Source organism: Azotobacter salinestris, assembly GCF_009363155.1.
GTDB lineage: Bacteria > Pseudomonadota > Gammaproteobacteria > Pseudomonadales > Pseudomonadaceae > Azotobacter > Azotobacter salinestris.
Window position 1 is genome coordinate 2,697,877 of record NZ_CP045302.1, and the last position, 13,722, is coordinate 2,711,598.

Annotated in this window: 14 protein-coding genes; all 14 read left to right on the forward strand. The window is 63.1% G+C overall.

The window, feature by feature from the left end; genetic code table 11:
• Position 1 precedes the first annotated feature (1 nt).
• The 14 genes from mnmE (at position 2) to GCU53_RS12755 (ending at position 13,282) form a co-directional block, all read left to right on the forward strand.
• A complete protein-coding gene (gene mnmE / locus GCU53_RS12690; RefSeq protein ID WP_152387934.1) occupies positions 2–1,369 on the forward strand; it encodes a tRNA uridine-5-carboxymethylaminomethyl(34) synthesis GTPase MnmE in 1,368 nt (455 codons plus the stop codon).
• Between the two features lie 522 nt (positions 1,370–1,891).
• Positions 1,892–3,784: a tRNA uridine-5-carboxymethylaminomethyl(34) synthesis enzyme MnmG gene (gene mnmG, locus GCU53_RS12695; RefSeq protein ID WP_152387935.1), complete on the forward strand. Its 1,893-nt coding sequence runs from the start codon at positions 1,892–1,894 to the stop codon at positions 3,782–3,784.
• Complete coding sequence (gene rsmG, locus GCU53_RS12700; RefSeq protein ID WP_152387936.1) at positions 3,784–4,431, forward strand: 16S rRNA (guanine(527)-N(7))-methyltransferase RsmG; 648 nt, start codon at positions 3,784–3,786, stop codon at positions 4,429–4,431. Before mnmG ends, rsmG begins: the two co-directional genes overlap by 1 nt.
• A gap of 18 nt (positions 4,432–4,449) precedes the next feature.
• The gene (locus GCU53_RS12705) at positions 4,450–5,238 is read left to right on the forward strand and encodes a ParA family protein (protein ID WP_152387937.1); all 789 of its coding nucleotides are present in this window, start codon (positions 4,450–4,452) and stop codon (positions 5,236–5,238) included.
• Positions 5,239–5,247: 9 nt separating this feature from the next.
• On the forward strand, positions 5,248–6,126 hold the full coding sequence (locus GCU53_RS12710; RefSeq protein ID WP_152387938.1) for a ParB/RepB/Spo0J family partition protein: 879 nt from the start codon (positions 5,248–5,250) through the stop codon (positions 6,124–6,126).
• Positions 6,127–6,258: 132 nt separating this feature from the next.
• Complete coding sequence (locus GCU53_RS12715) at positions 6,259–6,657, forward strand: F0F1 ATP synthase subunit I (RefSeq protein WP_152387939.1); 399 nt, start codon at positions 6,259–6,261, stop codon at positions 6,655–6,657.
• A 15-nt stretch (positions 6,658–6,672) separates the two neighbouring features.
• Positions 6,673–7,491 (forward strand): F0F1 ATP synthase subunit A, encoded by an 819-nt coding sequence (gene atpB / locus GCU53_RS12720; protein ID WP_152387940.1) that lies wholly within the window; start codon positions 6,673–6,675, stop codon positions 7,489–7,491.
• A 53-nt stretch (positions 7,492–7,544) separates the two neighbouring features.
• Positions 7,545–7,781 (forward strand): F0F1 ATP synthase subunit C, encoded by a 237-nt coding sequence (gene atpE / locus GCU53_RS12725; protein ID WP_012703649.1) that lies wholly within the window; start codon positions 7,545–7,547, stop codon positions 7,779–7,781.
• A gap of 93 nt (positions 7,782–7,874) precedes the next feature.
• The gene (locus GCU53_RS12730; RefSeq protein WP_152387941.1) at positions 7,875–8,345 is read left to right on the forward strand and encodes a F0F1 ATP synthase subunit B; all 471 of its coding nucleotides are present in this window, start codon (positions 7,875–7,877) and stop codon (positions 8,343–8,345) included.
• Positions 8,346–8,357: 12 nt separating this feature from the next.
• Positions 8,358–8,894, forward strand: coding sequence for a F0F1 ATP synthase subunit delta (locus tag GCU53_RS12735; RefSeq protein ID WP_152387942.1), 537 nt, complete (start codon positions 8,358–8,360; stop codon positions 8,892–8,894).
• A gap of 15 nt (positions 8,895–8,909) precedes the next feature.
• On the forward strand, positions 8,910–10,454 hold the full coding sequence (gene atpA, locus GCU53_RS12740; protein WP_152387943.1) for a F0F1 ATP synthase subunit alpha: 1,545 nt from the start codon (positions 8,910–8,912) through the stop codon (positions 10,452–10,454).
• A gap of 50 nt (positions 10,455–10,504) precedes the next feature.
• Entirely contained in the window at positions 10,505–11,368 is an 864-nt protein-coding gene (atpG, locus tag GCU53_RS12745) for a F0F1 ATP synthase subunit gamma (RefSeq protein ID WP_152387944.1), read from the forward strand.
• A 31-nt stretch (positions 11,369–11,399) separates the two neighbouring features.
• Positions 11,400–12,776: a F0F1 ATP synthase subunit beta gene (gene atpD / locus GCU53_RS12750; RefSeq protein WP_152387945.1), complete on the forward strand. Its 1,377-nt coding sequence runs from the start codon at positions 11,400–11,402 to the stop codon at positions 12,774–12,776.
• Positions 12,777–12,853: 77 nt separating this feature from the next.
• On the forward strand, positions 12,854–13,282 hold the full coding sequence (locus tag GCU53_RS12755; protein WP_152387946.1) for a F0F1 ATP synthase subunit epsilon: 429 nt from the start codon (positions 12,854–12,856) through the stop codon (positions 13,280–13,282).
• Positions 13,283–13,722 lie beyond the last annotated feature (440 nt).

Consider the following 13,722-nt stretch of genomic DNA (forward strand, 5'->3'; position numbering starts at 1 on the left):
AATGCACAGCGCACGCGAAACCATCGCCGCCATCGCCACCGCCCAAGGCCGGGGTGGGGTCGGCATCGTGCGGGTTTCAGGCCCCTTGGCCGGGGTAGTCGCCGCGGGCATCTGCGAACGCCCGCTCAAGCCGCGGCATGCCCACTATGGCAGCTTCCGTGATGGATCGGGCCAGGTGCTCGACGAGGGCATCGCGCTGTTCTTTCCCGGTCCCCATTCCTTCACTGGCGAGGACGTGCTCGAGCTGCAGGGCCATGGCGGCCCGCTGGTGCTCGACCTGCTGCTGCGCCGCTGCCTGGAGCTGGGGGCGCGCATGGCACGGCCGGGCGAATTCAGCGAGCAGGCCTTTCTCAACGACAAGCTGGACCTGGCCCAGGCCGAGGCGATCGCCGACCTGATCGAGGCCAGTTCGGCACAGGCGGCACGCAATGCGCTGCGCTCGCTGCAGGGCGAGTTTTCCCGGCGCGTGAACGCACTCGCCGAGCGGCTGATCGAGCTGCGCCTCTACGTCGAGGCCGCCATCGACTTTCCCGAAGAGGAAATCGACTTCCTCGCCGATGGCCGCGTGCTCGAGCTGCTCGAAGGCCTGCGCACCGACTTGTCCACAGTGCTGCGCGAGGCGGGTCAGGGTGCGCTCCTGCGCGACGGCATGACCGTGGTCATCGCCGGCCGGCCGAATGCCGGCAAATCCAGCCTGCTCAACGCCCTGGCCGGCCGCGAATCGGCGATCGTCACCGACATCGCCGGCACCACCCGGGACCTGCTGCGCGAACATATCCACATCGACGGCATGCCGCTGCATGTCGTGGATACCGCCGGGCTCAGGGAAACCGCCGACCAAGTCGAACGGATCGGTGTCGAACGCGCCCTCCAGGCCATCCGCGAAGCCGACCGGGTGTTGTTGGTAGTCGATGCCAGCGCTCCGGAAGCGGCCGATCCCTTCGCCCTCTGGCCGGAATTCCTCGACCTGCGCCCGGAGCCGGGCAAGGTCACCCTGATCCGTAACAAGGTCGACCTGTCCGGCGAGCCGGTCGTCCAGGAGCAGGGCAGCGACGGCCACGTCGTCCTCGGCCTGTCGGCCCGCACCGGTGAAGGCCTGGATCTGCTGCGCGAGCATCTGAAGGCCTGCATGGGCTTCGAGCAGACCATCGAGAGCAGCTTCAGCGCCCGTCGTCGCCATCTTGAAGCCCTGCGCCAGGCTGCCGCCTGTCTCGACCACGGGCACGCCCAGCTCATCGGCTGCGGGGCCGGCGAACTGCTTGCCGAGGACCTGCGCCAGGCCCAGCAGGCGCTCGGAGAAATCACTGGCACCTTCACACCGGACGATCTGCTCGGCCGCATCTTTTCCAGCTTCTGCATCGGCAAATAGTCGAATCCTTCCTGTCCCGCCTGTCTTTGCCTCCTGGCTCGATGGGCCGACCCTGTGCGCTGTCTCGTTATCCACACGCATGTCCGATTTTTTCCCGAACACCGGGCCGACAGCGCTCCGGCGCATGCCAATCAGCCCTGTGGAAAACCCTCGATGAGCTTCGTCAATAAGCCGGTGGCGAAAAGGCGGACAATTTCTCCTGTGGATAAATGCTAGATCAATGCACAGGCCGTCGACAGCCTACCCCATATCCACAGGCAGGATCGTCACAGGCTTATCCTGAGTGGAAAAGTCGATGGGAAACAGCTTCCCATTGGTTATCCACAGAAATTGGCCTGATTAGACATAAACACAAGAACAGGCTTTTAAAAGAATTCATTCCTTTTATCTCTGTTTGAAACCTGCAAACCAAGTGCTCGGGACATACTGGTTATTTTTTGTGCATGACCTTCATTCGCTCCGCCTAACTCTCTATACTTGCCGCCCTTCCTTTTCCCCCTACGAACAGGCACGAGGTGCGTGGTGGACTTCCCTTCCCGTTTTGACGTGATCGTGATCGGCGGCGGCCATGCCGGTACCGAAGCCGCACTCGCGGCTGCGCGCATGGGTGCGAAGACCCTGCTGCTTTCCCACAATGTGGAAACCCTCGGGCACATGAGTTGCAACCCGGCCATCGGTGGGATCGGCAAGAGTCATCTGGTCAAGGAAATCGATGCGCTCGGCGGCGCCATGGCCCAAGCCACCGATGTGGCCGGTATCCAGTTCCGCGTTCTCAACAGCCGCAAGGGACCGGCGGTACGCGCCACGCGCGCCCAGGCCGACCGCGCGCTGTACAAGGCGGAGATCCGCCGCATCCTGGAAAACCAGCCCAACCTGTGGATTTTCCAGCAGTCTGCCGACGACCTGATCGTCGAGGGCGAGCAGGTGCGTGGCGTGGTCACCCAGATGGGCCTGAAATTCCGTGCCGACAACGTGGTCCTCACGGCCGGCACCTTCCTCGGCGGACTTATCCACATAGGTCTGGAGAATTATTCAGGCGGCCGTGCTGGCGATCCGCCGTCACTGGCGCTGGCCCGTCGCCTGCGCGAGCTGCCGTTGCGCGTCGGTCGCCTGAAGACCGGCACGCCGCCGCGCATCGACGGCCGCTCCATCGACTTCTCGGCGATGACCGAACAGCCGGGCGATATGCCCGTGCCGGTGATGTCCTTCCTCGGCTCGCGCGAGCAGCATCCGCGGCAGGTCAGCTGCTGGATCACCCACACCAATGCGCGCACCCATGAAATCATTGCCGGCAACCTGGACCGCTCGCCGATGTACTCGGGGGTGATCGAGGGCATCGGCCCGCGTTACTGCCCGTCGATCGAGGACAAGATCCACCGCTTCGCCGACAAGGACAGCCACCAGGTGTTTCTCGAGCCAGAAGGCCTGTCGACCCACGAGATCTATCCCAACGGCATCTCCACCTCGCTGCCGTTCGACGTGCAGCTCGAGATCGTCCGCTCCATCCGCGGTCTGGAGAACGCCCACATCGTCCGTCCGGGCTACGCCATCGAGTACGACTTCTTCGATCCACGCGATCTCAGGTACTCGCTGGAAACCAAGGTGATCGGCGGCCTGTTCTTCGCGGGGCAGATCAACGGCACCACCGGCTACGAGGAGGCCGGCGCCCAGGGCCTGCTCGCCGGCACCAACGCCGCGCTGCGCGCCCAGGGCCGCGAGGCCTGGTGTCCGCGCCGCGACGAGGCCTATCTCGGCGTGCTGGTCGACGACCTGATCACCCTCGGCACCCAGGAGCCGTACCGCATGTTCACCTCGCGCGCCGAGTACCGGTTGATCCTGCGCGAAGACAACGCCGACCTGCGCCTGACCGAGCAGGGCCGTGCGCTGGGCCTGGTCGGCGACGACCGCTGGGCGGCGTTCTGTGCCAAGCGCGAAGGCATCGAGCGCGAAGAGCAGCGCCTGAGCACGACCTGGGTGCGCCCCGGCACGCCGGAGGGCGAGGCGGTCGCTGCGCGTTTCGGCAGCCCGTTGACCCGCGAGTACAACCTGCTCAGCCTGCTGACGCGGCCGGAAGTCGATTACGCCGGTCTGGTCGAGCTGACCGGCGGCGGCGCCGAAGACGAGCAGGTGGCCGAGCAGGTGGAGATCAAGACCAAGTACGCCGGCTACATCGATCGCCAGCAGGACGAGATCGCCCGCCTGCGTGCCAGTGAAAGCACGCGCCTGCCGGACGATCTGGACTACGCGTCGATTTCCGGACTGTCCAAGGAGATCCAGCACAAGCTCGGCCAGGCCCGCCCGCAGACGCTCGGTCAGGCCTCGCGGATTCCGGGGGTTACCCCTGCGGCGATTTCCCTGCTGCTGATCCATCTGAAGAAGCGCGACGCCGGCCGGAACCTGGAGCGGAGCGCCTGATGTCCACGGTCACCTCCCGTCACGCCGAGGAACTGCTCAGTGGTGCTCGCGAACTGGGCGTCGAACTGTCCGGCCGCCAGCAGGAACGGCTGCTGACCTACCTGGCGCTGTTGATCAAGTGGAACAAGGCCTACAATCTCACCGCCGTGCGCGATCCGGACGAGATGGTCTCGCGTCATCTGCTCGACAGCCTCAGCGTGGCGCCGCAGGTCGCCGAGGCTGGGGATGACTGGCTGGATGTCGGCAGCGGGGGCGGCATGCCGGGTATTCCGCTGGCCATCCTGTTTCCCGAACGACGCTTCACCCTGCTGGATTCCAACGGCAAGAAGACCCGTTTCCTTACCCAGGTGAAACTGGAACTGCAATTGCAAAACCTGGAAGTTGTTCACAGTCGGGTCGAGGCATTCAAACCCGTGCAGCCGTTTTCCGGCATCTGTTCGCGGGCGTTCAGTTCGCTGGCGGATTTCGCCAACTGGACCCGTCATCTGGGCGACGCAGGCACCCGCTGGCTGGCCATGAAGGGCGTGCAGCCGGACGACGAACTGCAGGCCCTGCCGGACGATTTTCGACTGGAACGTACCTATGAGCTCAAGGTTCCCGGTTGTCAGGGTCAGCGCCATCTGCTGATACTGCGCCGCACTCCATGATCCGGACAGACGCTGACCATGGCTAAAGTACTCGCCATCGCCAACCAGAAGGGCGGTGTGGCCAAGACCACCACTTGCATCAACCTGGCCGCCTCGCTGGTGGCCACGCGCAGACGCGTGCTGCTGATCGATCTCGATCCCCAGGGCAACGCCACCACCGGCAGCGGTGTGGACAAGCTGAGCCTGGAGCATTCGGTCTACGACGTGCTGACCGGCGACTGCAGCTTCGCCGAGGCCATGCATTTCTCCGAGCACGGCGGCTACCAGCTGCTGCCGGCCAACCGCGATCTCACCGCGGCCGAGGTCGTCCTGCTCGACAAGCCGGGCAAGGAGCACCGCCTGCGCGAGGCACTGGCGCCGATCCGCGAGAACTACGACTACATCCTGATCGACTGCCCGCCGTCGTTGTCCATGCTGACCGTCAATGCCCTGGCCGCCGCCGACGGGGTGATCATCCCCATGCAGTGCGAGTACTACGCCTTGGAGGGATTGAGCGATCTGGTCAACTCGATCCAGCGCATCGGCCAGGCGCTCAATCCGAACCTGCAGATCGAGGGCCTGCTGCGCACCATGTACGATCCGCGCATCAGCCTGACCAACGAGGTGTCCGACCAACTCCAGGCGCACTTCGGCGACAAGCTCTACGAAACCGTCATTCCGCGCAACGTACGACTCGCCGAGGCACCCAGCCACGGCATGCCGGCGCTGGTCTACGACAAGCAATCCAAGGGTGCCCAGGCCTATCTGGCGCTGGCCAGCGAGCTGTCGCGTCGCCAGCGCAAGGCTGCGCGCGGGGCCAGAGCATAAGGAGCTTCCATGGCGATCAAGAAACGAGGCCTGGGCCGCGGGCTGGATGCCTTGCTGGGCGGTACCGGTGGCGTGGCCGCCCTGCAGAAGGAGGTCGAGCAGAAGCTCGATGGCCATGAGCTGCAACACCTGCCGCTGGAGCTGATCCAGCGCGGCAAATACCAGCCGCGCCGCGACATGGACCCGGTGGCGCTGGAGGAGCTGGCGCAATCGATCCTGGCCCAGGGGGTAATGCAGCCGATCGTGGTGCGCCCGGTCGACGGCCAGCGCTACGAGATCATCGCCGGCGAGCGGCGCTGGCGGGCCAGTCAGCAGGCCGGACTGGAGAGGATTCCGGCCATCGTCCGCGAGGTGCCGGACGAGGCCGCCATCGCCATGGCGCTGATCGAGAACATCCAGCGCGAGAACCTCAACCCCATCGAGGAGGCTTTCGCCCTTCAACGCCTGCAGCAGGAGTTCCAGCTGACCCAGCAGCAGGTCGCCGATGCGGTGGGCAAGTCGCGGGTCAGCATCAGCAATCTGTTGCGGCTGATTTCCCTGCCGGAGGAGATCAAGACCCTGCTTTCCCATGGCGATCTGGAAATGGGCCACGCCCGTGCATTGCTCGGACTTCCCGCCGAACGGCAGGTGGAAGGCGCGCGACATGTTGTCGCACGAGGCCTGACCGTCCGTCAGACCGAAGCGTTGGTGCGCCAATGGCTGAGCGACCAGCCGCAAGCGGAGAAAACCCCTACGGAGGATCCGGACATAACCCGTCTGGAACAGCGGCTGGCCGAGCGTTTGGGCTCTCCGGTCGAGATCAGGCACAGCCAGAAAGGCAAGGGCCAACTTGTGATCCGCTACAACTCTCTGGACGAACTTCAAGGCGTCCTGGCCCATATCCGTTGAGATTCGGGCGTGTAGCGGGCGATCGGAAAAGACTACCCGAAGGTTGAACCGACTTGGAAGCGACCCTATACTCGCCGCGCATTTTGATAGCGGTAGGCTCGTTGAACGCTCCGCCATGGCGACGGGGATCGTGTGAATATACGTAATCGAACACCTTTCCATCGCCTTCCCGTGTTTCGTGTATTGGTCGTGCAGGCCCTGACCGGACTTGCCACGGCCTTTGCGTGCGGTGTGTTTTTTGGGTTGGTCGCAGGGTATTCGGCCCTGCTGGGGGGCCTGATCGCCTGGCTGGCCAACCTGTATTTCGCCCACAAGGCCTTTCGCTACTTCGGCGCGCGTTCGGCCAGAGCCGTGGTCCAGTCCCTCTGGGCCGGTGAGATGGGAAAACTAATTCTGACAGCGGCGCTCTTCGCGCTGGTGTTTGTGGGGGTGCAGCCTCTCGAGCCGCTGGCGCTGTTCGGCGGCTACCTGCTGGTGCTCGGCGTCGGAGCGAGCGCACTCCTGCTGATGAGAAACAAACCGAAGCATTGAGCATTTGAGGCGTTTATGGCGAACACTCCAGTCGAATATATACAGCACCACCTACAGAATCTGGTCTTCGGGGCGCATCCGGAAAAGGGCTGGATCATCGCGAGTACGGCAGAAGAGGCGGGACAGATGGGCTTCTGGTCCATCCACCTGGATACCCTCGGTTGGTCGATCGCCATGGGCGTGCTGTTCCTGTGGCTGTTCCGCAAGGCCGCCCTCACTGCTACCACCAAGGTGCCGGGCCCCCTGCAGAACATCGCCGAGATGTGCATCGAGTTCGTCGAGGGCATGGTTCGCGACACCTTCCATGGCCGCAACCCGCTGATCGCTCCCCTGGCCCTGACCATCTTCGTCTGGGTGTTCCTGATGAACAGCCTGAAGTGGATTCCGGTCGACTTCATCCCCGGACTGGCCCATCTGCTGGGTGCGCCCTACTTCAAGATCGTGCCGACCGCCGATCCGAATGGCACCTTCGGTATCTCGATCGGCGTGTTCCTCCTGATCATCTACTACAGCATCAAGGTTAAGGGTGTGGGGGGATTCGCCAAAGAACTCTCGCTGACCCCGTTCAATCATTGGGCGTTGATTCCGTTCAACCTGTTCCTTGAAATCCTGGGTCTGCTGACCAAGCCGCTGACCCTGGCTCTGCGTCTGTTCGGCAACATGTATGCCGGTGAAGTGGTGTTCATCCTCATCGCCTTGCTGCCGTTCTGGGCCCAGTGGACCCTGAATCTGCCTTGGGCAATCTTCCATATCCTGGTGATTCCGCTTCAGGCATTCATCTTCATGGTGCTGACCATCGTGTACCTGAGCGCTGCCCATGAAGACCACCATTGACCGGCAATAACGCTTCCCCTAAACCAACCTACCCTTAGCTTCAGGAGCTTTACATGGAACTTGTCATCATCGCCGCCTCCATCATGATCGGTCTGGGTGCACTGAGCACCGGTATCGGCTTCGCCCTGCTGGGTGGCAAGCTGCTGGAATCCACCGCTCGTCAGCCCGAGCTGGCTCCCCAGCTGCAAACCAAGACCTTCCTGATGGCGGGTCTGCTCGACGCCGTTCCGATGATCGGCGTTGGTATCGCGATGTACCTCATCTTCGTTGTCGCTCCCTCTGCTGCTTAAGCATTTCCCGGTTTAAGAAGGGGTTCGCCCAGCGAGCCCCCTCGTCCCGGAAATGGCAAGCACGCCGAACGAGATAGCACGAGGTAAATCGCTGTGAACATAAATTTGACGCTATTTGGTCAAACGATCGCCTTCGCTATTTTCGTCTGGTTCTGCATGAAGTACGTTTGGCCGCCACTCACCCAGGCCATGCAGGAACGCCAGAAGAAAATCGCCGAAGGCTTGGATGCTGCAGGCCGTGCCCAGCAGGATCTGAAGCTGGCCCAGGAAAAGGTTTCCAACACCCTGCGTGAATCCCGCGAGCAGGCTACCCAGATCATCGAGCAGGCGAACAAGCAAGCCAATGCGATCATCGAAGACGCCAAGCAGCAGGCACATGCCGAGGGCGAGCGACTGATTGCCGGGGCCAAGGCCGAGATCGAGCAGGAAGTGAACCGTGCCAGGGAAGAACTGCGCACTCAGGTGGCAGCTCTGGCCATCCTGGGCGCGGAGAAGATCCTGGAGTCCAAAGTGGACACCAAGGCACACAACAAGCTGGTCGAAAAACTGGCCTCCCAACTCTAAGCGAGGCAAGCGATGATCAATAACCAGACGCTTGCTCGGCCTTACGCAAAAGCCGCTTTCGAGTATGCCAGCGCGGCCAATAGCAGCGACGCTTGGTCGGGCATGTTGGGCCTGGCCGCCGCTGTCGTTGAAGCCCCCGAAGTCGCCGAACTGCTGCGCAACCCGCGCCTGACCCGCGAAAGCAAGGTCGAGGCCGTGCTGCGTCTGTTCGCCGCCGACGTCGATGAGGCGTTCCGCAACTTCATCGCCAACATGGGCGAGCACGATCGCCTGTTCGTGTTGCCGACTGTGCGCGAACTGTTCGAGACATACAAGGCAGAAGCCGAGAAGACGCTCGACGTCGAACTCGAAACGGCCTACGAGCTTTCCGCTGAGCAACTCGAAACCTTGGCTGCCGCCCTGTCGAAGCGGCTAGATCGTTCCGTCAACCCCAGGCAGGTAGTGAATCCTGCTCTGATCGGTGGCCTGGTCATCCGCGCCGGCGACCTGGTTGTCGACGGTTCGGTCCGCGGCAAACTGAGCCAGTTGGCCGAATCGTTGAAATCCTGATTTGAGGGTCATGGCATGCAGCAACTGAATCCTGCTGAGATTAGTGAAATCATCAAGCAGCGCATCGCGAACACCGATGTGACTGCTCAAGCCCGCAACGAGGGCACCGTCGTCAGCGTATCTGACGGTATCGTTCGCATCTACGGTCTGGCCGACGTCATGTACGGCGAGATGATCGAGTTCCCCGGCGGCATCTATGGCATGGCGCTGAACCTGGAGCAAGATTCCGTCGGTGCCGTGGTTCTGGGTAGCTACCTGGGCCTGACCGAAGGCATGAGCGCCAAGTGCACCGGCCGTATCCTGGAAGTCCCGGTCGGTCCGGAACTGCTGGGCCGCGTGGTCGACGCCCTGGGCAACCCGATCGACGGCAAGGGCCCGATCGGCGCCAAGCTCACCGATGCGGTCGAGAAAGTGGCGCCGGGCGTGATCTGGCGTAAGTCGGTCGACCAGCCGGTGCAGACCGGCTACAAGTCGGTCGATGCCATGATCCCGGTCGGCCGGGGCCAGCGCGAGCTGATCATCGGCGACCGCCAGATCGGCAAGACCGCGATGGCCATCGACGCCATCATCAACCAGAAGAACAGCGGCATCCGCTGCGTGTACGTAGCCATCGGTCAGAAGCAGTCGACCATCGCCAACGTGGTGCGCAAGCTGGAAGAGCACGGCGCTCTGGCCAACACCATTGTGGTGGCAGCGTCCGCTTCCGAATCCGCTGCCCTGCAGTACCTGGCTCCCTACGCTGGCTGCACCATGGGCGAGTACTTCCGTGATCGCGGCGAAGACGCGCTGATCGTCTACGATGACCTGTCCAAGCAGGCCGTCGCCTATCGCCAGATCTCCCTGCTGCTGCGCCGTCCGCCGGGCCGCGAAGCCTATCCGGGCGACGTGTTCTATCTCCACAGCCGTCTGCTGGAGCGCGCTTCCCGCGTCTCCGAAGAGTACGTGGAGCAGTTCACCAAGGGCGAAGTGAAGGGCCAGACCGGTTCGCTGACTGCGCTGCCGATCATCGAAACCCAGGCCGGCGACGTGTCCGCCTTCGTTCCGACCAACGTGATCTCCATCACCGACGGTCAGATCTTCCTGGAATCCTCCATGTTCAACTCGGGCATCCGTCCGGCGGTCAACGCCGGTATTTCGGTATCCCGCGTCGGTGGTGCGGCCCAGACCAAGATCATCAAGAAGCTGTCCGGCGGTATCCGTACCGCTCTGGCCCAGTACCGTGAACTGGCGGCCTTCGCCCAGTTCGCCTCGGACCTCGACGAAGCTACCCGCAAGCAGCTCGAGCACGGTCAGCGTGTGACCGAGCTGATGAAGCAGAAGCAGTATGCGCCGATGTCCATCGCCGAAATGTCGCTGTCCCTGTATGCCGCCGAGCGCGGTTTCCTGCAGGACGTCGCAGTGGCCAAAATTGGCGCCTTCGAGCAGGCGTTGATCGGTTACTTCCAGCGTGAGAATGCAGATCTGCTGGCGAAGATCAACGAGAAGGGTGATTTCAACGACGAAATCGACGCAGGCCTCAAGGCTGGCATCGAGAAGTTCAAGGCCACCCAGTCCTGGTAAGCCGCAGCGGGAGCCGCAAGGCTCCCGCCTGCTAACCCGAAAGGTGTCAAATGGCAGGCGCAAAAGAGATTCGCAGCAAGATTGCGAGCATCAAGAGCACGCAGAAGATCACCAGCGCCATGGAAAAGGTGGCGGTCAGCAAGATGCGCAAGGCCCAGATGCGCATGGCTGCCAGCCGTCCCTATGCGGAGCGGATCCGTCAGGTCATCGGCCATCTGGCCAAGGCCAACCCGGAGTACAAGCATCCGTTCATGGTCGAGCGCCCGGTCAAGCGCGTCGGTTACATCCTCGTCTCCACCGACCGCGGTCTGTGCGGTGGCCTGAACATCAACCTGTTCAAGGCCCTGATCAAGAGCATGAAGGAGTGGCACGACAAGGGCGTCGAAGCCGACTTCTGCGTGATTGGCAACAAGGGTGCCAGTTTCTTCCGCAGCTACGGCGGCAATGTGGTCGCGGCGATCGGCAACCTGGGTGAAGAGCCCTCGATCAACAGTCTGATCGGCAGCATCAAGGTGATGCTGGACGCCTTCCACGAAGGCCGTGTGGACCGTCTGTACCTGGCGTCGAACAAGTTCATCAACACCATGACCCAGAAGCCCGTCGTCGAGCAGCTGCTGCCGCTGGCCGCAAGCGACGACGAAGGTGTCCAGAAGGGCACCTGGGACTATCTGTACGAGCCCAATGCCCAGCAACTGCTGGACGCCCTGCTGGTTCGCTACATGGAGTCGCAGGTCTATCAGGCCGTGGTGGAGAACGGCGCGGCCGAGCAGGCGGCGCGGATGATCGCGATGAAGAACGCGACCGACAACGCCGGCGAGCTGATCAGCGATCTGCAGCTGGTCTACAACAAGGCCCGTCAGGCGGCGATCACCCAGGAAATTTCGGAAATCGTCGGCGGCGCTGCCGCGGTTTAAGAACGGTTCATAAGGTTAGAGGAACCAAGTAATGAGTAGCGGACGTATCGTTCAAATCATCGGCGCCGTTATCGACGTGGAATTCCCGCGCGATCAGGTGCCGAACGTCTATGACGCGCTGAAAGTCGAAGGCGCGCAGACCACCCTGGAAGTCCAGCAGCAACTGGGCGACGGCATCGTTCGTTCGATCGCCATGGGTTCCACCGAAGGCCTCAAGCGCGGCCTGAACGTGAACAACACCGGTGCCGGCATCGCCGTGCCGGTCGGCACGGCCACTCTGGGCCGCATCATGGATGTGCTGGGCAACCCGATCGACGAAGCGGGTCCCATCGGCGAGGAAGAGCGCTGGACCATCCACCGCGCTGCTCCGTCCTATGCCGAGCAGGCTGGCGGCAACGACCTGCTGGAAACCGGCATCAAGGTAATCGACCTGGTATGCCCGTTCGCCAAGGGCGGTAAAGTGGGTCTGTTCGGCGGCGCCGGCGTGGGCAAGACCGTGAACATGATGGAGCTGATCCGCAACATCGCCATGGAGCACAGCGGTTACTCCGTGTTCGCCGGCGTGGGTGAGCGTACTCGTGAAGGTAACGACTTCTATCACGAGATGAAGGACTCCAACGTTCTGGACAAGGTGGCTCTGGTCTACGGCCAGATGAACGAGCCGCCGGGCAACCGTCTGCGCGTGGCCCTGACCGGCCTGACCATGGCCGAGAAGTTCCGTGACGAAGGCCGCGACGTTCTGCTGTTCGTCGACAACATCTACCGTTACACCCTGGCCGGTACCGAAGTGTCCGCGCTGCTGGGCCGTATGCCGTCCGCCGTGGGCTACCAGCCGACCCTGGCCGAGGAAATGGGCGTTCTGCAGGAGCGCATCACCTCTACCAAGACCGGCTCGATCACCTCCGTGCAGGCCGTGTACGTTCCCGCGGACGACCTGACCGACCCGAGCCCGGCGACCACCTTCGCCCACCTGGACGCCACCGTGGTACTGTCCCGCGACATCGCCTCCCTGGGTATCTACCCGGCAGTCGATCCGCTGGACTCCACCTCCCGCCAGCTGGATCCGCTGGTGATCGGCCAGGAGCACTACGACACCGCCCGCGGCGTCCAGTACGTGCTGCAGCGCTACAAGGAGCTGAAGGACATCATCGCGATCCTCGGCATGGACGAACTGTCCGAATCCGACAAGCAGCTGGTATCCCGCGCTCGTAAGATCCAGCGCTTCCTGTCCCAGCCGTTCTTCGTGGCCGAAGTCTTCACCGGCTCCCCGGGCAAGTACGTTCCGCTGAAGGAAACCATCCGCGGCTTCGCCGGCATCCTCAATGGCGACTACGACCACCTGCCGGAGCAGGCGTTCTACATGGTGGGCGGCATCGACGAAGCCATCGAGAAGGCCAAGAAACTGTAACCTGGCGCGCCCGCTAGCGGGCGCTCGACCAGGCGGTCGCCACCTCGGTGGCGCCGCCTGCTAACCGAGGCATGAATATGGCTATGTCAGTCCATTGCGACATCGTCAGCGCGGAAGAAGAGCTGTTCTCGGGTCTGGTGGAAATGGTCATCGCCCACGCCAATATGGGTGACGTCGGTATCCTCCCGGGCCACATGCCGCTGCTGACCGATCTCAAGCCCGGTCCGGTGCGGGTGATCAAGCAGGGTGGCGACGAGGAAATCTTCTACATCTCCGGCGGCTTCCTCGAAGTGCAGCCAAGCATGGTGAAGGTCCTCGCCGATACCGCGACCCGCGCCAAGGATCTGGACGAGGTCGCCGCCCAGGAAGCCGTCAAGGCTGCCCAGAAGGCCCTCAACGAGAAGGGTGCGGAGTTCGACTACGGTTCCGCCGCCGCCCGTCTGGCAGAGGCTGCCGCTCAGCTGCGCACCATCAACGAGCTGCGCAAGAAGTACGGTCGTCACTGACTTCGACGCAGCTTCGCTCGACGAAAAAAGGGTAGCCTTGGCTACCCTTTTTCTTTTCCGGCCCGTCGGGCCGGATGCGTCCTGGCCCTATCTTTTCCTGAGGCCCGGGTGTGCTTTCGCTCCGATGGCGCTGCTCGCCAGAGCATGCCTGTACTGGCCTCCCCACGACCTGAGGCGGTGCTGCTGCCGGTCTTTGCCGTGCAACTTCCGCCGCGCCCCGCTGTCCGACAGGCCCCGGCGCGCACCGGACGGGGCGGGTTTGCTTCCGAAGCGGCGACCGGGCGAAAATGAGCCGCGCCGCACGCTTTCCAGGTGGCCCTCCTTGTCTACAGCGGCTGCGCCGCCTGCGGCGTTCCGGACCCTGGCAGTTTCTGGCCGACGCGGCCACGGCCTGGCCATCCGTTCTCTGCCCGACTGCTTGCCGCGGGGACGGCCGATCC

What these genes read in the sequence shown, in the direction of transcription:
- mnmE (WP_152387934.1), top strand. Translation starts at nt 2, where the DNA reads ATGCACAGCGCACGCGAAACCATCGCCGCCATCGCCACCGCCCAAGGC.
- rsmG (WP_152387936.1), top strand. Translation starts at nt 3,784, where the DNA reads ATGTCCACGGTCACCTCCCGTCACGCCGAGGAACTGCTCAGTGGTGCT.
- GCU53_RS12705 (WP_152387937.1), top strand. Translation starts at nt 4,450, where the DNA reads ATGGCTAAAGTACTCGCCATCGCCAACCAGAAGGGCGGTGTGGCCAAG.
- GCU53_RS12710 (WP_152387938.1), top strand. Translation starts at nt 5,248, where the DNA reads ATGGCGATCAAGAAACGAGGCCTGGGCCGCGGGCTGGATGCCTTGCTG.
- atpB (WP_152387940.1), top strand. Translation starts at nt 6,673, where the DNA reads ATGGCGAACACTCCAGTCGAATATATACAGCACCACCTACAGAATCTG.
- atpE (WP_012703649.1), top strand. Translation starts at nt 7,545, where the DNA reads ATGGAACTTGTCATCATCGCCGCCTCCATCATGATCGGTCTGGGTGCA.
- GCU53_RS12735 (WP_152387942.1), top strand. Translation starts at nt 8,358, where the DNA reads ATGATCAATAACCAGACGCTTGCTCGGCCTTACGCAAAAGCCGCTTTC.
- atpA (WP_152387943.1), top strand. Translation starts at nt 8,910, where the DNA reads ATGCAGCAACTGAATCCTGCTGAGATTAGTGAAATCATCAAGCAGCGC.
- atpG (WP_152387944.1), top strand. Translation starts at nt 10,505, where the DNA reads ATGGCAGGCGCAAAAGAGATTCGCAGCAAGATTGCGAGCATCAAGAGC.
- atpD (WP_152387945.1), top strand. Translation starts at nt 11,400, where the DNA reads ATGAGTAGCGGACGTATCGTTCAAATCATCGGCGCCGTTATCGACGTG.
- GCU53_RS12755 (WP_152387946.1), top strand. Translation starts at nt 12,854, where the DNA reads ATGGCTATGTCAGTCCATTGCGACATCGTCAGCGCGGAAGAAGAGCTG.